Genomic DNA, 18,566 nt, shown 5'->3' with positions numbered 1-18,566 from the left:
ATGATATATTTGTAAAGCCATGAGGAAAAGGAAAATCAAATTTATATGATTGAACTCAAGTATTTTGGTCATTCAAGCTTTATGACCAGGATTAAAGGAATTGAAATATTATTTGATCCATTTATTTCACCCAATTCACTGGCTTCGGCTATCAATGTAGATGAAATAAATCCGGAATATATTTTAATTACCCACAGACATGAAGACCATGTGGCTGATGTGGAAAGGATTGCAAAAAACAGTTCTGCCATGTTGGTATCCAATTTTGAAATCATTAGCTGGTTTCAGGAAAAGGGAATTAAAAACGTGCATCCCATGAATCATGGGGGGAGTAAGGCTTTTGATTTTGGAATTGTAAAATATGTGAATGTTATTCACAGCAGTACCATGCCGGATGGGTCCAGTGGTGGAAATCCGGGAGGATTTGTCATTTCCTCCGACCAGGGTAATTTTTATTTTGCCGGGGATACTGCTCTTACCTATGACATGAAATTAATTGCAGATTCCTTTGACATAGATTTTGCTGTATTGCCCGTAGGAGATAACTTTACGATGGACATCAAGGATGCCATCAAGGCAGCAGATTTTGTAGGTACGGATAAAATCATAGGAATGCACTATGACACCTTTCCATACATCAGGATCAATAAATCAGAGGCAAAACAATTGGCTGAAAAAGCCGGTAAAAGATTGTTCTTGCCTGAAATAGGGGAAAGTATTACGCTATAAGAAATAATGGGAAAAGTAATTGCTATTGCCAATCAAAAAGGAGGAGTGGGTAAAACCACTACGGCCATGAATCTGGCGGCCAGTTTGGCTGTTTTGGAATACAAGACGCTGGTGATCGATGCAGATCCCCAGGCCAATACCACTTCTGGATTAGGGTATGATCCTAAAAGCATTGATACCAGCATTTATGAGTGTATGGTTAATGAAAATGAAATCGAGGAGATTATCATTTCAACCGAAATTGACCACCTGGACCTTGTTCCTTCTCATATTGATTTGGTAGGAGCAGAAGTCGAAATGGTTAATCTGGAAAACAGGGAAGAAAAAATGAGAGCCGTTATCAGTAAAGTCAGGGAACGATATGATTTTATCATTATTGATTGCTCACCTTCACTGGGCTTGATCACAATCAATGCCTTAACAGCCGCCAATTCGGTGATAATACCTGTTCAATGCGAATACTTTGCATTGGAAGGCTTGGGCAAGCTATTGAATACCATTAAGATCATTCAGACCAGACTCAATCAGGATCTGGAAATAGAAGGCATTCTCCTGACAATGTATGATGTCAGGCTAAGGCTTTCCAACCAGGTGGTAGATGAGGTTAAAATGCATTTTAAAAACATGACCTTTGAAACCATTATTCCAAGAAATGTTAAATTAAGTGAATCCCCAAGTTTTGGTATGCCGGTTGTGGCTTTTGATGCCACCGGAAAAGGTGCGGTGGCCTACCTGAACCTGGCCAATGAAATAGCTACTAAAAATGGAATGGCTAAGGTTAATTGAATATAATACAAGAAATGGCTGTCAGTAAAACTAACAAGAAAAGAGGGGCATTGGGAAAAGGTTTGGGTGCTTTGTTGCAGGATTCTCCCCAAAAGGGCGAGAGTGGAGAAAACCATCCCATAGCTGGTATTTTCGAAATTCCCCTGGAACAGATACAGGTAAATCCTTTTCAACCCAGAACTCATTTTGATAAAACCGCACTAGAAGAATTGGCGGAATCCATTACTGTACAGGGCATCATTCAGCCCATTACAGTTAGGAAGCTGGCAGAAAATGAATACCAGCTTATATCCGGAGAAAGAAGGTACCAGGCTTCAAAAATGGCAGGTTTGGACAAAATTCCTGCTTACGTCCGGCTGGCCAATGACCAGCAAATGCTGGAAATGGCACTGATTGAAAATATCCAAAGGGAGAATTTAAACGCCCTGGAAATAGCCCATTCCTACCAGAGACTCTTATCTGAGTGTGACCTGAAGCAAGAGCAGCTGGGAGACAGGGTTGGTAAAAACCGGACTACTGTAAACAATTACCTCAGGTTGTTGAAATTGCCACCTGATATTCAGGCGGGCATCCGGGACCAAAAGATCAGCATGGGTCATGCCAGAGCCCTGATCAATATTGAAGATGTGGATAAACAACTTTCCATTTTCAAGAGAATGATCACCGAGGAACTGAGCGTAAGGAAAGTAGAAGCTCTGGTAAAAGATTTGAGTGAAGGCAAGGAAAAAAAAGAAGGTGCATCCAAGTCCAACACCGATCCGGTAAAAAAATACGAGATCAACAAACTGCAACAGAAACTTGCTTCCCATTTTGGTACCAAGGTCTCCTTAAAGGCAGACCAAAAGGATAAAGGGGAAATTAAAATTCCTTTCCATTCCACCAGCGATCTGAACAGAATTTTGGAAATTCTTGATTTGATCTAAGTGAAATGTCTGGTCAATTGTGCTCAAATAAAGTCATGTGGTAAAAATTTCTTTGCCTGTTGCCTGCTATTTGCTTTTTGTGCTCTGCTGGTACAAAACGTGAAGGCCCAGGAACAAGATACTTTGCTGATTGAACAAGATACTATCCAGTCGGAGGCCCCTTCAAATGTTAAAGATCCTAAAAAAGCCCTGTTTTTGTCATTGATTCTGCCTGGTGCAGGGCAGGTTTATAATGAGAAAGTCTGGAAATTACCTTTACTTTACGGTGGAGTAACCACCGCTGTGTATTTTTTGGGATTCAACAACAGAAGGTACCAGGAATTTTTGGTTGCTTTGGATATTGTAAGAGAAGGAACAGAACCCAGTCCGTTTCCCAATTTAAATGAGGATGGAATCATAAGAAATGTAAATTACTGGAGAAGGAACAGGGATGCCATGTACATGGTATTTGGGGCCATCTACGCATTAGGAGCAGTAGATGCATTTGTAGACGCTCACCTTTCCAGTTTTGATATCAGTGAAGATTTGAGTTTGAAATTTGAACCCTCAATAGAGCCAGTGCTCGCCAATGGCAGCAGTATTGGGGTTTCTGTAAAATTTAGTTTTTAAATGAACATATTGATTTTAGGCTATGGCAAAATGGGTAAAATTATCTCCCAGTTAGCCGTGAACAGAGGCCACCATATTGTGGCAAAAATAAACATTGAAAATGTGTCTGATCTGGAGAACCTGGATAGGGACAAGGTAGATGTGGCCATTGAATTCAGTCAGCCGGATGCTGCAGTAGGGAACATAAAATGGTGTTTGGAAAATGCTGTCCCGGTAGTGGTGGGGACTACCGGTTGGTTAGACCACAAAGATGAGGTAAGTAAATGGTGTAAAGAAAAAAACGGATCACTTTTTTATGCCTCTAATTTTAGCATTGGGGTCAATATATTTTTCAAGGTCAATGCGTTTTTGGCCAGGTTAATGCAAGACCAAAATGCCTATCAGGCATCGGTGGAAGAAGTTCACCATACGGAGAAAAGGGATGCCCCAAGCGGCACGGCCATTTCACTCGCTGAAGGTTTGATTCAAAACAACAACAGGTACAGGGATTGGAAATTACGGGAGGGAAAAGAGACCTTAAAGGAAGGTACACTACCCATCATCTCAAAGCGTATTGATCCAGCCCCGGGTACCCATATCGTACAATATGTTTCAGAAGTAGATGATATCACCATACAGCACGAGGCCCACAGCAGACAGGGCTTCGCTTTAGGGGCAGTATTGGTTGCTGAATGGTTGCCCGGCAAAAAGGGCGTTTTATCAATGAACGATTTTTTGGACTTTTAACTATAAAAAAATGAGTCAGGAAAAAAAGAAAAAATCAGCTGCCAGAGAGTGGGTAGATGCCTTGTTATTTGCTGTTATTGCAGCAAGCCTTATCCGTTGGTTACTTTTAGAACCATTTACCATTCCTACAGCTTCCATGGAAAAATCTTTGCTGGTTGGGGATTTTCTGTTTGTTAGTAAAATGCATTATGGAACCAGGGTGCCCAAGACCATCCTTCAGGTACCATTGACACATCAAAAAATTTGGGGTACAGAGATACCTTCCTATTCTGAAGCGGTTCAACTTCCCTATTACCGGCTTCCGGGTTTTACTTCTATCAAAAGGAATGATGTAGTGGTTTTCAATTATCCCGAAGAATTTCAATATCCTGTAGATTTGAAAACCAATTATATCAAAAGAGCCGTGGCAGTTCCGGGCGATGTCATTGAAATCAGGGAAGCCAGGATTTTCATAAACGGTGAGCCCGCTGAGACACCGGAGGAAATGCAATTCTCCTATGATGTCATGACCAATCGGCCATTGAATGCAGAGTTTTTTGACCGGTATGGAATTAATCCGGACAGTTATTTTCCTTTCCAGGATAACTCAGGCTATTTTATTTTTGCAACGGATGAAATGGTCACCGAATTGGAAAAATCCCCAGCTGTTGCTTCCGTTAAGAAAAGGTTGAACCGGCCAGGACAGGGCGATCCCAATATATTCCCGGATGGGGCCTACTATAACTGGAACAAGGACAATTTTGGTCCCTTGGAAATCCCTGCAGAAGGTCAGACCATTACATTGGATGAAGACAATGTTAGGCGATATGGGTATACCATAGAGAAGTTTGAAGGACATGAAGATATCAATATTGATGGTAATGAGCTCTTTATCAATGGTGAAAAACAGGAAAGTTATACTTTTCAGCAAAATTACTATTTCATGATGGGAGATAACCGCCACGATTCCCTGGATTCCCGCTTTTGGGGCTTTGTTCCTGAGGACCATGTGGTGGGAAAGGCTTGGTTTTTATGGCTTTCCCTGGAAAAACACAAATCCATGTTTAATAAAATCAGGTGGAGCCGCTTTTTTAAATCCATCGAATAAGACTTCCACAGCAATAAAACACAGCCCTTTGGTCATAAGCCATAGGGCTGTGTTTTTACCAATTGATAGGTTGCTGACCATTTTTGACCAGGTAGTTATTGGTCTTGCTAAAATGATGACAACCAAAAAATCCCCTGTGGGCAGAAAGCGGACTGGGATGAGGGGCATGTAGTTTGAGATGTTTGGTGTCCGAAATCATTCCTGCTTTTTTTTGGGCATAAGCACCCCATAACATGAATACCAAATGCGCTTTATTTTGGGCCAGTTTTTTGACAACGGCATCAGTAAAATTCTCCCAGCCTTTTTGTTGATGACTTCCTGCTTTATGGGCTTCCACTGTTAAGGTTGCATTGAGTAGCAATACACCTTGTTTTGCCCATTTTTCCAAATTGCCATGTGATGGCAGAGGAACGTCCAGGTCATTTTTAAGCTCTTTGAAAATATTGAGCAAAGAGGGCGGGAAGGAGACACCTTCCGGAACGGAAAAAGATAATCCATGTGCCTGTCCCGGCCCGTGGTAGGGATCCTGACCCAGGATGATGACTTTGACCTGATCCACCGGGCACAAGTCGAAGGCCCTGAAAATATGTTCACCTTTAGGGTAAATGGTATTGATCTGGTAAGCATTTTTCACAAAAGTCACCAATTCTTTAAAATAAGGATTTGAAAATTCCTCTTCCAGCAGTTGTTTCCAACTATTTTCAATTTTGACGTTCATTTATATGTTTTATCTTGGTATATTTGTTTTGGCAATTCAAATTTCGAATAAGTTTTGGTATTTAAAAACAGCATGGTAACCGCAATTACTGAAGGTGTAAAGGTAAGCGTAGAAGCTAATTACCAAAAGGGTTTTTCCAATCCTGGTCAGCATCATTTTGTTTTTACTTATAAAGTGACCATTGAAAATCATAGTAATTTTACTTTGCAATTATTGAATAGGAGATGGGAAGTCTACGATGCCGCCTCCAAGGTGAAAATTATAGAGGGAGAGGGAGTGGTAGGACAACAACCTGTACTGGAGCCTGGTGCCACACATGCTTACATTTCCGGATGTAACCTCAAGTCGGGAATGGGTAAAATGATGGGACAGTACACCATGGAAAAGCAGGTAGATGGGAAGCTCTTGACTGTGGCCATTCCAGAATTTCAACTCATTGCCACCGTTTTTGATAATTGAAACACCAAATATGTTTTTCCATTTTTGGGAATATATTCTTTATTTTCTAAAAAAAGAAAACAGCCATAGCATCCATTCCCCTTTCATTTTTCACTTGTACCAAAACTTGAAAACCTACCTGAAACAAAACAGGAAGGGAGATACTTCTATTGAATCCATAAGGTATGACTATCTACATTCAAACCTTAAGGTTAAAAGTACTGATTTAGGTGCCGGATCCAGGTGGTTTGGGAAAGGAAAAAGACCCGTGTCGAAGATCATGAGAAGAATTGGTACACCTCTAAAATTCTCGTTGATTTACAGTTTTCTTTGCAAACAGACCCCGGCAGCTATTGTATTGGACCTGGGGACTTCTCTGGGCGTTAATACAGCCTATTTGAGCCGGCAGGTCAGAGGGAAGCTTTATAGCTTTGAAGGGGACCCGGAATTATTGGCTTTAGCTGGAAAGCACCTCAGCCAATTTCCACAGCTGCAATTGATAGAAGGGGATTTGGACCTTACCTTGACGGAGGTTTTAAAGGACTTGTCTTCGGTCGATTTTGTTTTGATGGATGCCAACCACCAATATGAGCCTACCCTTACTTATTTCAATGCCATTTTGCCCAAATTGCATGAAAAAAGTATTGTGGTAATTGCTGACATCCATTGGTCCGGAGAAATGAAAATGGCCTGGGAAAAAATAAAAACACGACCAGAAATTGGACCTACGATTGATTTTTTTGATTGTGGGGTATTGTTTTTCCGCCCTGCCGCATCCAAAAATCATTTTGTATTGGAAATATAAATTTTTTATGATTTTCCATTTTGACTACTCCCTACAATTCATAAATTTGTTTGGGCTTCCATACGTAAATTTAAATGAGGACTTGATTTTTGAATTGGTCTGATAATTGATGCATGATTTGTTTGGAGTTTGAAAGCAGGTTTTATAAGCGAAACTCACAGAGATAAATAAGGATTAAAATTTAAATAATTGATTTCCAATTGCTATGACAAAAGAGGAGCTGCCTGAGAATAATCAAAATGGTACGGAAAAAGGGAAAAATATTCTGATCATCGTCCTGATCATTTTGGTATTGCTTAGTGGTTGGAGACTTTGGAATGATCACAGGGAAAAATCTCAAAAGAATGAAGAAATATTGATTCTAACCGAGGAAAACAGTGATCTGAATATCCGCCTGGATTCCATGACCTATCAGATGGATTTAAGAATTCAGGAGATCGAAAAACTCGGTGGAGATGTGGATTCCCTGCTACAGATCAGACAGCAATTGGTCAGGGAAAGACAAAGGGAAAGGAGCAGGTCAGCAGCAGAAATAGAGCAATTAAATTCCAGAATAGATGCTTATGGCAAGATGTTGAGTGAAAAGGATGCTGACATTATCAGGTTAAGGGAACAAAACGTACAGCTTTTTACAGAAAATGAGGAGTTGAAAACCGATAAGGCGGAGGTTGAGGAGGAAGTGGTCAAACTCAACATTGAAAAAGAAGAACTTGAGGAAAAAGTTACTATTGCATCAAAATTAAAAGCTGAAAATATTATTGTTTCGGCGGTGAATTCCAGAGGCAGGGAAAGGGAAGACGAATTCAGAAACAGACAACTGACCAAGTTAAAGGTTTCATTCAATATTGCGGAAAATTCGGTGGCTCCTAAAGGTATCAGGGATGTTTTTGTACAGGTGCTCGCCCCAAATGGGCAGGTTATATTTGATATTGCCAAAGGCTCGGGAACTTTTGAATTGAATGGGAAAGAAGAATTTTACACCTCAAAGCAGGATTTTTTATTCAATAATACCCGTCAACAGTTGACTTATTATTATGAAAAAGGTTCCGAATACGACAAGGGAATCTATGCCGTAAAGGTTTTCTCCGAAGGATCGGAAATAGGGAAAGGTACTTTTGAGATAAAATAAACCCTTTTATTTTTGTTTATCTGTCTATATACCTTAATTTTGCAAACTGTTTTAAAATAATAATAAAAATTTAAAAGAATGTTCCAAAAAAATTATGAAACGGTATTCATCCTTACTCCCGTTTTGTCTGAAGTTCAGATGAAGGATACCGTAGACAAGTATGTAGGCTTGTTAAAAGAATTGGGAGCAGAAATTGTTAATGTGGAGAACTGGGGGCTTAAGAAATTGGCCTATACCATTCAGAAGAAAACCACAGGGTTTTATGTGATGGTTGAATACACAGCAGATCCTACGGCTATCAAGAAATTTGAACTTGGTTTCAGGAGAGACGAAACCGTTTTACGCTTTCTGACCACTGTCATGGACAAGCATGGCATCAAGTACGCAGAGAGAAGAAGAAAAGGTGAATTCAATAAAAAATCTGAAGCTAAGGAGGAGCCAGCAAAATGACATTAAAAAACGAACCAATCAACAGAGAGCAAAACAGGAAAAAATACTGTAGATTTAAAAAATTAGGTATCAAGTATATTGATTACAAAGATCCTAACTTTTTGTTGAAATTTGTAAATGAACAGGGTAAGATCCTTCCCAGAAGACTTACAGGCAATTCCGCAAAATTCCAGAGGAAGGTCGCTCAGGCTATTAAAAAAGCCAGGCATTTGGCCTTATTGCCTTACGTAGCAGATGGCTTGAAATAAGGTCAACTGTATCCTTCACCTAATTAAATTATTACAATAATGGATGTTATCTTAAAAACAGATATAAAAGGACTTGGGTATAAGAATGACCTGGTGGATGTAAAACCCGGTTATGGACGTAATTACCTTATCCCACAAGGATTTGCGGTTTTGGCTACCACTTCCAATAGAAAAATATTGGATGAAAATATCAAACAAGCAGCTCATAAAGCTGAAAAAATCAAGACCGAAGCCGAAAATATCGCAGCGAAACTGGAAAAAATCACCTTGGAAATAAAAGCCAAAATTGGCGATTCAGGTAAGATTTTTGGAAAAGTTACCACTTTACAGCTTTCAGACGCATTAGCTGAAAAAGGCATCGAAATAGATAGGAAAAAGATTTCGATCAACCAGCCGGTTTCTACTGCAGGCGAATATGAAGCAGAGGTTGACCTTCATCGGGAAGTCAAAACCAATGTTAAATTTGAAGTTGTGGCTGAATAAATCCAGACTTCATTCAACGATTAATAAAAAAAGCCAGGTTTTTCCTGGCTTTTTTAGTTTAAACTTTTTTTTGGATCAGGTATAAGCTTGACTTACAGCTTTTCCCATATTGGGAAGGGCTGAAATTACCAGAAAATCCGGCAATTTGGATATTCCTCGTCCATTTTGAAGTTTAAAATTGCAAGGATTGATTTTGTGAAGGGGTTAGCATGCTATACTTTTGAGCAGCGTCATCAAATCCCCAGTGCCTGGTTTGGCTTTAATGTGATTAAGGTGTTTTTCTTTTTAAGGAACTTTTCTTCCTGCCTGTGTTTGTTTAATTTGCTGTTAATTAAAGGAAAAATGAAAAGTTTCAGAACCGAATTTGGTATTCTTCCCAGTCCGAAATGTATCAACCATGAGGGTAAACTCCTTACGGTTGGTTCCTGCTTTTCAGAGGTGATTGGCGAAAAGTTACACCTGCATAAATTTCGCGTTCTTGTAAATCCATTTGGGATACTGTTTAATCCCATTTCAATTTTTAAATTACTTTTGCTGGCACTTGAGAAGCAAAGCCCCGATGGCAACCTGTACCTGACCCGACATAATAAGCATTACCATTTTCAATTTCATTCCAGGATCAATGCAGATCATAAGGTCGATCTTAAGGACTTGCTTGATCATAAGCTTCGGCAGGTAAATGACTGTATCAGGACAAGTAGCCACCTAATGGTTACCCTGGGCACAGCATTCGTTTTCCGGCATTTGCCTTCCAATAGCATTGTAGCCAATTGCCACAAGCAGCCAGCAAAAGATTTTAAAAAGGAACTTTTAGCATTAGAGGAAATGATCCTTATATTCGAAAGATTTTATCAAGAGCTTAAAAAGCATAATCCCGGGATTCAAATTGTGCTCACAGTAAGCCCTGTACGGCATATCAAAGATGGAATACCTCAAAATCAGGTTAGTAAAGGTCTGCTGAGAGTGTTTTGCGACTTGCTGGAAAAGCGCTACGAAGATGTCTATTATTTCCCTGCCTATGAACTTCAAATGGACGATCTCAGGGATTACAGGTTTTATAAAGATGACCTGATTCATCCCAATGCTACCGCAGAAAATTATATTTGGGAAAAATTTAAAGATGCTTTTTTTGAACAGCCTACTATTGACATATTGCATGCCCTGGATCAGGTTCAAAAAAACTTAAACCACAGGCCATTTGAACCCTTCTCTGAGAGCCATTTTGATTTTTTACACCACCTGCTGCAAAAGATGGATCGCATGCCGGCCGGTCTGGATTTTTCGGAAGAGAAAAAAGGCATAATGGAACAACTAAAGCAAATTGAGGACTTTAGGCAAATAGAAAAATCTAATTCAGGAAATGAAAGCGAATAAATTAATCAATAGCAAAAGTCTGTATTTATTACAACATGCCCATAATCCTGTTGATTGGTATCCCTGGGGAGAGGAGGCCTTGCAGAAAGCTAAAAAGGAGCAAAAACCCTTGCTGGTCAGCATAGGCTATTCTGCTTGTCATTGGTGCCATGTAATGGAAAAGGAATCTTTTGAAAATCAGGAAGTGGCTGATTTGATGAACAAGGATTTCGTCTGTATTAAAATTGACAGGGAGGAACGCCCTGATCTGGATAACATTTACATGGAAGCCGTACAGGTGATGGGTTTACAGGGCGGTTGGCCGTTGAATGTATTTTTAATGCCTGATCAAAAACCTTTTTATGGAGGCACCTATTTCCCAAAAAACCAATGGATGAAAGTTTTATCCGGCATATCCACGGCATTCGTCAAGCAATATAAAGCGCTGAATGAAAGTGCGCTTGGGTTTGGCAATAGCCTTAACAGGTCATTGACGGAAAAATATGGACTCCAATCCAATGATTCGCCATTTTTGGCAAAGGAAATCATTACAATTGCCAGGGAATTGATGGAGGGATTTGATCCACAATGGGGAGGAATGAATCGGGTACCCAAATTTCCCATGCCCGCCATCTGGAGCTTTCTATTGGACATGGCCATTTTGAACCAGGATAAAGAACTGGGTAAAAAAGTCTGCTTCACCCTGGAAAAAATGGGAAGGGGTGGAATCTATGACCAGCTAACCGGTGGATTTTGCAGATACAGTGTAGATGGTGAATGGTTTGCACCCCACTTTGAAAAAATGCTTTATGACAACGGGCAACTCCTTAGCCTGTATGCCAAAGCTTTTCAATACAGCCAGAATGGGTATTTTAAGGAAAAAGTAGTTGAAACGATTCATTGGCTTGAAAATGAGATGTTGGATTCAGCTGGTGCTTTCTATGCTGCCCTGGATGCGGATAGTGAAGGCAAAGAGGGGAAGTTTTATACCTGGACATTCGAAGAACTTCAATCCTTGCTAAAGGATGATTTTGATTGGTTTGCCAGTCTATATGGGATCAAAAAAAATGGAAATTGGGAATCCGGTGAAAATATCCTTTTTCAGCAAAAGAATTATTTTGAAACGGCTGAATCCCTGGGATTATCAGAAGCCGATTTCCAACAAAAACTGAAGGCAGCCAAGAGAAAATTAATTGAATACAGGAATCAGAGAGAAAGGCCAGGACTGGATGATAAAATCATAAGCGGCTGGAATGGCTGGGTCATTGATGGATTAAGCCAGGCATTCCTTGCACTGGGAAACGATGCCTATAAAAATCTAGCCCATTCAGCAGGCGAATTCATTTGGCAGCAGATGGTTAAGGGAGGGGAGTTGTTCAGGAATTTTAAAAGTGGAGAAGCTTATACTTCTGCATTTTTGGAAGATTATGCCGCAGTCATAAAAGCTTATATTTCTTTATATACCATCAGCTTTGATCCCAAATGGTTATACAGGGCGGAACAGTTGCTGGAACGGGTGCTGGAAAGGTTTCTGGATAAATCAGACAGCTTGTTTTATTTCAATGACCCTGCAGTTGAGCAATTGATAGCGGACAAAAAGGAGGTTTTTGACAATGTCATTCCTGCCTCTAATTCTGTGATGGCCCGGAATTTACACCAATTGGGTTTGTATTTTTACAAGGATAAATACCTCAACCAGGCTGAAAAGATGTTACAACTTATCCAGGATTTGCTTCAGAAAGAACCCTCGTTTTTGACCAATTGGGCCAGTTTTTACCTGGAAAAAACTACCCCTACTGCGGAAATTGCCGTGACAGGCCCCGGAGCAGAGAAAAAAGCTTTGACCTTCCTGGCTGGCTATCGACCTAATTTGGTCATTTCAGCATCCTCAGGTGATTCAAAATTGCCCTTATTGCAAGATAAACCCATGGTAAAATCTTTGTTTTACGTGTGTTTCAATAAATCCTGCAAACAGCCCGTGGAAGAGGTAGCGGATGCCCTGAATCAATTGCCTTACTTAAGCTGACCGTTAAACTCTTTTTGCTTTGGAAGATCTTTTCGCCAATCAATATCCTGCTGCCAATTCTAAAAACCTCTATGCGGATATCATTTTACCTGTACCCATTCCTAAATGGTTTACCTACAGCGTAGGACTGGACATACAGGATCAAATTGGCATTGGTTATCGGGTTATGGTCCAGTTTGGCAAGAAAAAGATATTAACGGGCATTGTGGCCAAGGTTCACCAAAAAGCACCTGATGTTTATCAGGCCAAACCCATATTGGATTTACTGGATGATTTTCCGGTGGTCAATGCCTTACAAATCAAATTCTGGAGTTGGATGTCATCCTATTATTGTTGCCATATAGGAGAAGTCATGAATGCCGCTCTTCCCAGTGGATTGAAACTTTCTACTGAGAGTAAGGTGCAGGTGCATCCCGACTTTGATTTCGATAATCCTGGCTTTCCTATGGATGACCGGGAAATATTGCTGTTAGAAACCTTGAGCAAGCATGATGAAATGAATGTGGAACAGTTTGACCAGTTATTGCCTGGCAAAACAAGCCATAAAATCATCAAAAGCTTATTGGGTAAGGGGGCCATTTTGGTCTATGAATCAGTAAGGGAAAAGTTCAGTCCAAAAACCGAACAGCGGGTAAGGCTTACTTCAAAGTATATAGGGAAGGAGGGCTTATTGGAAAGCCTTTTTGAAGACCTTAAGGGCAAGGAAAAACAGGAAGCAGTCCTTCTGAAATACCTGCAGCAGGTTTCCGTTTTTCAAAAGCCGGAAGCGAATGCCAAAGGCCTGGAAAAAAAGGTATTAACAGATCATGGGTGTTCTCCAAGTTCCATTGATACCCTGGTTAAAAAGGGAGTGATGGAATCATTTAAAGTGCTGGTTAGCCGTTTTGAAGTCCCACCGGTGTCGGATCATGGGATTGAGCTGTCTCCTGTTCAGCAGGAGGCACTACAGCAAATCCATAGGCAGTTTGAGGAAAAAAACACCCTACTGTTACAAGGAATAACAGGTTCAGGTAAAACAGAAATCTATGCGCAATTGATCAAGGATGTGCTTCAAAGCGGTTCACAGGTTTTGCTGCTATTACCGGAAATAGCCCTAACGACTCATCTGGTACACCGTTTGCAAAAAATTTTCGGAGATAAAATGGGTGTCTTTCATTCCAAATATTCTGATAATGAGAGGGTTGAAGTATGGCAGGGCGTTCTTAAGGGAAAATATAATTTTATCATTGGTGTAAGGTCTTCTTTATTCCTTCCCTTTGACAGTCTGGGACTGGTCATTGTAGACGAGGAGCATGAAAGTTCATACAAGCAGTTTGACCCTGCACCACGATTTCAGGCCAGGGATGCGGCCATTATGCTTTCCTGGATGCATCAGGCCAAGACCCTTTTGGGTACGGCCACTCCCTCCTTTGAATCTTATTATAATGCCCAAAATGGTAAATATGGATATGTTAAAATAGATAAACGATATGGCAATGCCGAACTTCCCCATTTTTTTCTCGCCGATATTCTTCAGGACAAGAAAAAAAACTTGCTGAAACTGGATTTTACCCGCTTGTTGCGGGAAAAAATTCAGGCCACTTTGAACCGGCAGGAGCAGGTACTCATCTTTCAGAACAGGAGAGGTTATGCGCCCTATATTTCCTGCGACGAATGTGGTTGGATACCGGAATGCGAGCATTGTGATGTAAGCCTTACCTACCACCAATATCAGGATGAGTTGAGGTGCCATTATTGTGGATTCAAGGAAAAAGTTCCTGTTTCCTGTCATGCCTGTGGCAGCCAGAAGATAACAACCGTGGGAACTGGCACCGAAAGGATAGAAGAAAGTCTGAGCTTGTTATTTCCCGAGGCAAGGATTGCCAGAATGGATCTGGATACTACACGGAGCAAATATGGGTATCAGCGAATTTTAGAGGATTTTTCTGCTGGAAATGTGGACATCCTGGTAGGAACCCAAATGATTACCAAAGGACTGGATTTTGACAAGGTTTCATTGGTGGGGATCGTGGATGCAGACCGTATTCTTTTTTACCCGGATTTCAGGGCAGGGGAACGGGCTTTCCAGCAAATTACCCAGGTAGCAGGCAGGGCGGGAAGAAGAGATAAAACCGGTGATGTAATCATTCAAACAAGAAGACCTGATCAATTGATATTCAGGCAGATAATCGCTGGAAATTACAATGACTTTTACCGGTTGGAAATGGCGGAGAGGAAACAGTTTTTTTATCCTCCTTTTGTAAAAAATATTAAAATCATTACCAAACATAAGGATTTTAAAACCGCAGAAACTGCAGCTAAATTCCTCAAAAATTTATTGATGGATATAGCGGCAAAAAAGATTATTTTGGGCCCTGAAAAATCCCTGATTGGTAAAATTAAAAACCTTTACCTGTTTGAAATATGGATCAAGCTGGACAGATCGGGAAACGTACAGCAATTTTTTAAACAACAACTCATGGATAGAATCGCGGAGCTTCAGGCAGATAAAAGGTTTCGCGCTGTCCGTTTTTTGGTAGATGTAGACCCCTATTGAATACCGGAATAAATGAATACCAAAAATTACTCGTTACCATTCCATATATCGTGAGTAGTTTTCCAGCTACCATCGGCCTGCCTTTCCAGAATATTCAAATATTTGGAAGTTGAATAAAGCGTATCCCCCGTTGATTTTTCGTAAAGGGTGACTTTGGCAAAGCCTCTTCCATAAGCCAGGTTCCCATCTACCTTTACTTGCTCATACCCACTTTCCAATTCGGTATGGTAGGTGTCAAATATTTCCTGGTAGTACGCCTCTACGGCTTTTGGTCCAATCTTAGTTTCAGTGGCAGGCGCCATTAGAAAAGCTCCTTCTGTGAAATAACTGGCTATGGTCGCCGCATCTCCCGCATTAAAAGCATCGGCCCGTGCCTTGCTCACTGCTGTAATCGCTGCAATATCTTCCTCTACATTCCCATTACTAATTTGGGGAGTAAAAAAAAGGTATAAGCCAATTAATGCAATCAGGATGACAATGATTATAGGGAATAGAATTTTCATGCCTAAGGTAGTTTAAAAAGTAAAGGTAAGTCTTTTACCGTTTGCAGAAAATTTCCCGGTGAAAACTCCCGGGAATAATGTTGAAAATACTGTTTTTTTTGTATTTATTATTCATGATATTTTGTTAAATTAACAGAATTAAAAATAATTATGATGAATCGGTATTTTGAGACCATAGAATTTGATGCTTTGGATGGATTTAAATGTGATTTAAGGCATCTGAAATCTGATAAGGCCACCAAAGGGCCTGTCCTATTGGTTCATGGGGCTGGGGTAAGCAGTAATATTTTTAATCCACCTTCAGAAAACAATATCATCCATCAACTCGCTGCTGAAGGATACGATGTTTGGCTGGAAAACTGGAGGGGTAGCATCAACCTGGAACCCAATGAGTGGGATTTAGACCAGGTCGCCCGCAACGATCATCCGGCTGCGGTGAAGAAAATTGTCGAGATCACGGGTGCCAGGGAAATTAAAGCGATCATACATTGCCAGGGAAGTACCAGTTTTATGATCTCAGCTGTAATGGGCCTTCTTCCTGAGGTAAAACTAATAATAAGTAATGCCGTTTCCCTTCATCCCGTAGTGCCATTTTTTTCCAAATTTAAGTTGAATGTTTTGATGCCAGTCGTCAGCCGGTTTTTTAATTACCTGGACCCACAATGGGGTTTGTATCCACCTGATTTGAAATCAAAAATTATTTTGAATTTAGTTAAAGCAACCCATTGGGAGAAGGATACGAAGGTAGGTAAGATGGTAAGCTTTACCTATGGTTCCGGATTTCCCGCACTTTGGGAGCTTGAAAATTTAGATGAAAAAACCAAATCCTGGATACAGTATGAGTTTGCCCATGTACCGCTTTCTTTCTTCAGACATATAAAAGAATGTATTCAATATGGAGCCTTGAAAAAATTGAATGATAAAAATAATGATTATGTAACTGGTCCCCCAAAGACACAGGCCAGGTTTGTATTGTTTGGGGGAAAAAAGAACAAGTGTTTTTTGCCTGAAAGTCAGGAAAAAACCTTCCAATATCTGGAACAATTTAAGCCTGGATTTCATAAATTATACCTCTTAGAGGGGTATAGTCATTTGGATGTTTTCTTCGGTAAAAATGCACATGTAGATGTGTTTCCTAAAATGATTAGTGAATTGGAACAGGGTTAAAAATTTATTATGCCTCCAAAAAGAATCAAGCGATATAAAGGTAGATATGCTCTTGTAGATGGTATTCCTTACCAAATGCCCGTTAGTTCTTCAGAATCTCCTGCATTGATGGCTGGTTTTTCCTGCGATTGGGAAAAGGCCAATGCCTTACTGCCAGGGAATGAAATCCATGCCATGAAATTGCCCAATGGACGGGCAGCGCTGTTGATTACGGTCATCAATTATTTGCATACAAGTATTGGAAAATACATTGAATACAGCATCGCCATTGCCTGTACGCATGGTGCAAAGCCAGCCCCCAGGTTTTTGAATGCCTTGTTGCTGGGTCATTATGGTACAGGACAATATATCCTGGATTTACCAGTGAGCAGTGAGATTTCGGTTAAAGGAGGAAAAGGAATTTGGGGCATGCCCAAGCATCAGGCCAATCTGGACTTTATTGAAACTTCCGATAGGGTAAGCAGTCAATATGAAAAGGATGGACAATTCGCCTTTAGAATAGAAATTGAAAAACCCAAATCTCCATCCATCAAATTGAAAGTTGGAGCAACCAACTATTGCAGGTTCAGGAACATGCTCATGGCTTCTTTTATTTATTTTGAAAGCAAAGCCGGGATCAATTTATTTGGCAAAGCCAGAGGAAGCCTTTTTATCGGTGATCATCCCAATGTGGCCAAACTGAGGGATTTGGGAATAAATCCGGATCCCTTTTTTACTACATACATGCCAAAAACCAATGGCATCCTGGATGATCATTTTCAGTGCTGGTTCATGACATATGAAACACCACCTGATACTATGCCAGAAGGCCTGGAAACCGTTTATCCCCTGGGACATGGAGAAGAATGGTTGCCACCACCTGCTATTACCGATTACGAAAAATTTCGCATATAACACCTAAACCTTTCAAAAAGCTATGGATTCGGTAAAAAAAACATTTATAGATATCAGCAATGCCTATATATTTTTCTGTGCCTCCATGTATTTGGGCATGTTCTGGTCGCTGCATTTTTTTTGGTTTCCAAATTATCCCAAAACCTTAACGCTGGAAAATTACTACAATGCCATAATCCCCCAGACCGACCTGGCTACCAATTTTTTCTTTATCACAATACCCATTATGGCTGCAGCACTGGTAGTCATGTTGGTGACAGAATGGAAAACAGGCCTGCGATGGGTTCCCTTAGCCTGGATTCCCGGTCTCCTGATACCCGTGATTGTGCAGCAGCGGTACATAGAAGATATAAACAACCAATTTAAAGCAGGATTACAGGATGAAGCTACACTTCAGGTATTATTGGAGGAATGGATGTGGCTCAACGATATAAGATGGGTCATTTTGACCATCATGTGGGGTATCACGATGTACTTTTTTATTGCAAAGGCCAAACCTAAATATCGAATTAAAGATCATGGATAATCAGGAAAAAATTTTAGGTATTTCTCCACGCTATGTGGAACTGTTGGTGGTTTTGATAGCTTTTATCACCCTGATATCAGGGCTAATACAGCTGCTTTCCCCTTCTACGGTACTGGGCCTGATTGGCAGGTCCGAACCCACTGCGGAATCCGCTCACTTTTTTGCCATTGTGGGTATGTTCATGGCATTGTTTGGCGGGATGGTTTTGCATGCTGTTTATAGCGCGGTTACGAACAAACAAGTGATGCTCTGGACAGCCCTTCAGAAGTTTGGGGCATTCATTGCTGTATCCGTTGGTGTGTTTCAGGGATTATTTTCCATACTGGCCATGTCCGTGGCTTTATTTGATTTGTTCTCGGGAGTTGTCTTTTTGATGTATTTAAAAGTACTGAACTCATGGGAAAAATGAGCCATAAAATCCTTAGGCAGA

At 40.5% G+C, this 18,566-nt stretch carries 21 protein-coding genes; 19 read left to right on the top strand and 2 right to left on the bottom strand.

All coding sequences use genetic code 11. From position 1 onward, the window contains the following. The first annotated feature begins 45 nt into the window (after positions 1-45). The 6 genes from HUJ21_RS13475 (at position 46) to lepB (ending at position 4,860) form a co-directional block, all read left to right on the top strand. Complete coding sequence (locus HUJ21_RS13475; protein WP_291370616.1) at positions 46-729, top strand: metal-dependent hydrolase; 684 nt, start codon at positions 46-48, stop codon at positions 727-729. Between the two features lie 6 nt (positions 730-735). Further along, complete coding sequence (locus tag HUJ21_RS13470) at positions 736-1,515, top strand: AAA family ATPase (RefSeq protein WP_166147103.1); 780 nt, start codon at positions 736-738, stop codon at positions 1,513-1,515. A gap of 14 nt (positions 1,516-1,529) precedes the next feature. Next, positions 1,530-2,438, top strand: a complete 909-nt coding sequence (locus tag HUJ21_RS13465) for a ParB/RepB/Spo0J family partition protein (RefSeq protein WP_291370613.1) — start codon at positions 1,530-1,532, stop codon at positions 2,436-2,438. A 99-nt stretch (positions 2,439-2,537) separates the two neighbouring features. Further along, positions 2,538-3,047, top strand: a complete 510-nt coding sequence (locus HUJ21_RS13460) for a DUF5683 domain-containing protein (protein ID WP_291370612.1) — start codon at positions 2,538-2,540, stop codon at positions 3,045-3,047. Beyond that, positions 3,048-3,773, top strand: a complete 726-nt coding sequence (dapB, locus tag HUJ21_RS13455) for a 4-hydroxy-tetrahydrodipicolinate reductase (protein ID WP_291370610.1) — start codon at positions 3,048-3,050, stop codon at positions 3,771-3,773. Positions 3,774-3,783: 10 nt separating this feature from the next. Further along, entirely contained in the window at positions 3,784-4,860 is a 1,077-nt protein-coding gene (gene lepB / locus HUJ21_RS13450) for a signal peptidase I (protein ID WP_291370607.1), read from the top strand. 55 nt (positions 4,861-4,915) lie between these two features. Here the strand turns inward: lepB and ung are convergent, their stop codons facing one another. Then, a complete protein-coding gene (gene ung / locus HUJ21_RS13445; protein WP_291370605.1) occupies positions 4,916-5,578 on the bottom strand; it encodes a uracil-DNA glycosylase in 663 nt (220 codons plus the stop codon). A gap of 72 nt (positions 5,579-5,650) precedes the next feature. Between ung and apaG the strand changes: the two genes are divergently transcribed. The 9 genes from apaG (at position 5,651) to priA (ending at position 15,046) form a co-directional block, all read left to right on the top strand. Next, positions 5,651-6,037 (top strand): Co2+/Mg2+ efflux protein ApaG, encoded by a 387-nt coding sequence (gene apaG, locus HUJ21_RS13440; protein WP_291370603.1) that lies wholly within the window; start codon positions 5,651-5,653, stop codon positions 6,035-6,037. Between the two features lie 106 nt (positions 6,038-6,143). Continuing rightward, positions 6,144-6,821 (top strand): class I SAM-dependent methyltransferase, encoded by a 678-nt coding sequence (locus tag HUJ21_RS13435; protein WP_291370601.1) that lies wholly within the window; start codon positions 6,144-6,146, stop codon positions 6,819-6,821. Between the two features lie 205 nt (positions 6,822-7,026). Next, on the top strand, positions 7,027-7,950 hold the full coding sequence (locus HUJ21_RS13430; protein WP_291370599.1) for a hypothetical protein: 924 nt from the start codon (positions 7,027-7,029) through the stop codon (positions 7,948-7,950). 78 nt (positions 7,951-8,028) lie between these two features. Further along, positions 8,029-8,400, top strand: a complete 372-nt coding sequence (gene rpsF / locus HUJ21_RS13425) for a 30S ribosomal protein S6 (RefSeq protein ID WP_166147118.1) — start codon at positions 8,029-8,031, stop codon at positions 8,398-8,400. Beyond that, complete coding sequence (rpsR, locus tag HUJ21_RS13420) at positions 8,397-8,648, top strand: 30S ribosomal protein S18 (RefSeq protein ID WP_048643752.1); 252 nt, start codon at positions 8,397-8,399, stop codon at positions 8,646-8,648. The genes rpsF and rpsR overlap by 4 nt, the downstream gene beginning before the upstream one ends. 39 nt (positions 8,649-8,687) lie before the next feature. Further along, the gene (rplI, locus tag HUJ21_RS13415; RefSeq protein WP_166147120.1) at positions 8,688-9,131 is read left to right on the top strand and encodes a 50S ribosomal protein L9; all 444 of its coding nucleotides are present in this window, start codon (positions 8,688-8,690) and stop codon (positions 9,129-9,131) included. Positions 9,132-9,473: 342 nt separating this feature from the next. Continuing rightward, positions 9,474-10,505 (top strand): GSCFA domain-containing protein, encoded by a 1,032-nt coding sequence (locus tag HUJ21_RS13410; RefSeq protein ID WP_291370593.1) that lies wholly within the window; start codon positions 9,474-9,476, stop codon positions 10,503-10,505. Then, positions 10,492-12,510, top strand: a complete 2,019-nt coding sequence (locus tag HUJ21_RS13405; protein ID WP_291370591.1) for a thioredoxin domain-containing protein — start codon at positions 10,492-10,494, stop codon at positions 12,508-12,510. The genes HUJ21_RS13410 and HUJ21_RS13405 overlap by 14 nt, the downstream gene beginning before the upstream one ends. A gap of 19 nt (positions 12,511-12,529) precedes the next feature. Further along, complete coding sequence (gene priA / locus HUJ21_RS13400; RefSeq protein ID WP_291370589.1) at positions 12,530-15,046, top strand: primosomal protein N'; 2,517 nt, start codon at positions 12,530-12,532, stop codon at positions 15,044-15,046. 26 nt (positions 15,047-15,072) lie between these two features. Here the strand turns inward: priA and HUJ21_RS13395 are convergent, their stop codons facing one another. Further along, complete coding sequence (locus HUJ21_RS13395) at positions 15,073-15,549, bottom strand: SgcJ/EcaC family oxidoreductase (protein WP_291370587.1); 477 nt, start codon at positions 15,547-15,549, stop codon at positions 15,073-15,075. 150 nt (positions 15,550-15,699) lie between these two features. On the opposite strand from HUJ21_RS13395, the gene HUJ21_RS13390 reads away from it, so the two are divergent. Genes HUJ21_RS13390 through HUJ21_RS13375 form a run of 4 tightly spaced genes read left to right on the top strand, consistent with a single transcriptional unit; the run spans position 15,700 to position 18,545 of the window. Then, positions 15,700-16,716 (top strand): alpha/beta fold hydrolase, encoded by a 1,017-nt coding sequence (locus HUJ21_RS13390; protein WP_291370585.1) that lies wholly within the window; start codon positions 15,700-15,702, stop codon positions 16,714-16,716. A gap of 9 nt (positions 16,717-16,725) precedes the next feature. After that, positions 16,726-17,610, top strand: a complete 885-nt coding sequence (locus tag HUJ21_RS13385) for an acetoacetate decarboxylase family protein (RefSeq protein WP_291370583.1) — start codon at positions 16,726-16,728, stop codon at positions 17,608-17,610. Positions 17,611-17,632: 22 nt separating this feature from the next. Beyond that, positions 17,633-18,136 (top strand): hypothetical protein, encoded by a 504-nt coding sequence (locus HUJ21_RS13380; protein WP_291370581.1) that lies wholly within the window; start codon positions 17,633-17,635, stop codon positions 18,134-18,136. Further along, a complete protein-coding gene (locus tag HUJ21_RS13375; RefSeq protein WP_291370579.1) occupies positions 18,129-18,545 on the top strand; it encodes a patatin in 417 nt (138 codons plus the stop codon). Before HUJ21_RS13380 ends, HUJ21_RS13375 begins: the two co-directional genes overlap by 8 nt. Positions 18,546-18,566: the final 21 nt, after the last annotated feature.

It is taken from the genome of Cyclobacterium sp., from assembly GCF_014762705.1.
Taxonomy (GTDB): Bacteria; Bacteroidota; Bacteroidia; order Cytophagales; family Cyclobacteriaceae; genus Cyclobacterium.
The sequence above is the reverse complement of the archived record's forward strand: the minus strand, read 5'-3'. Positions and strand labels throughout refer to the sequence as shown.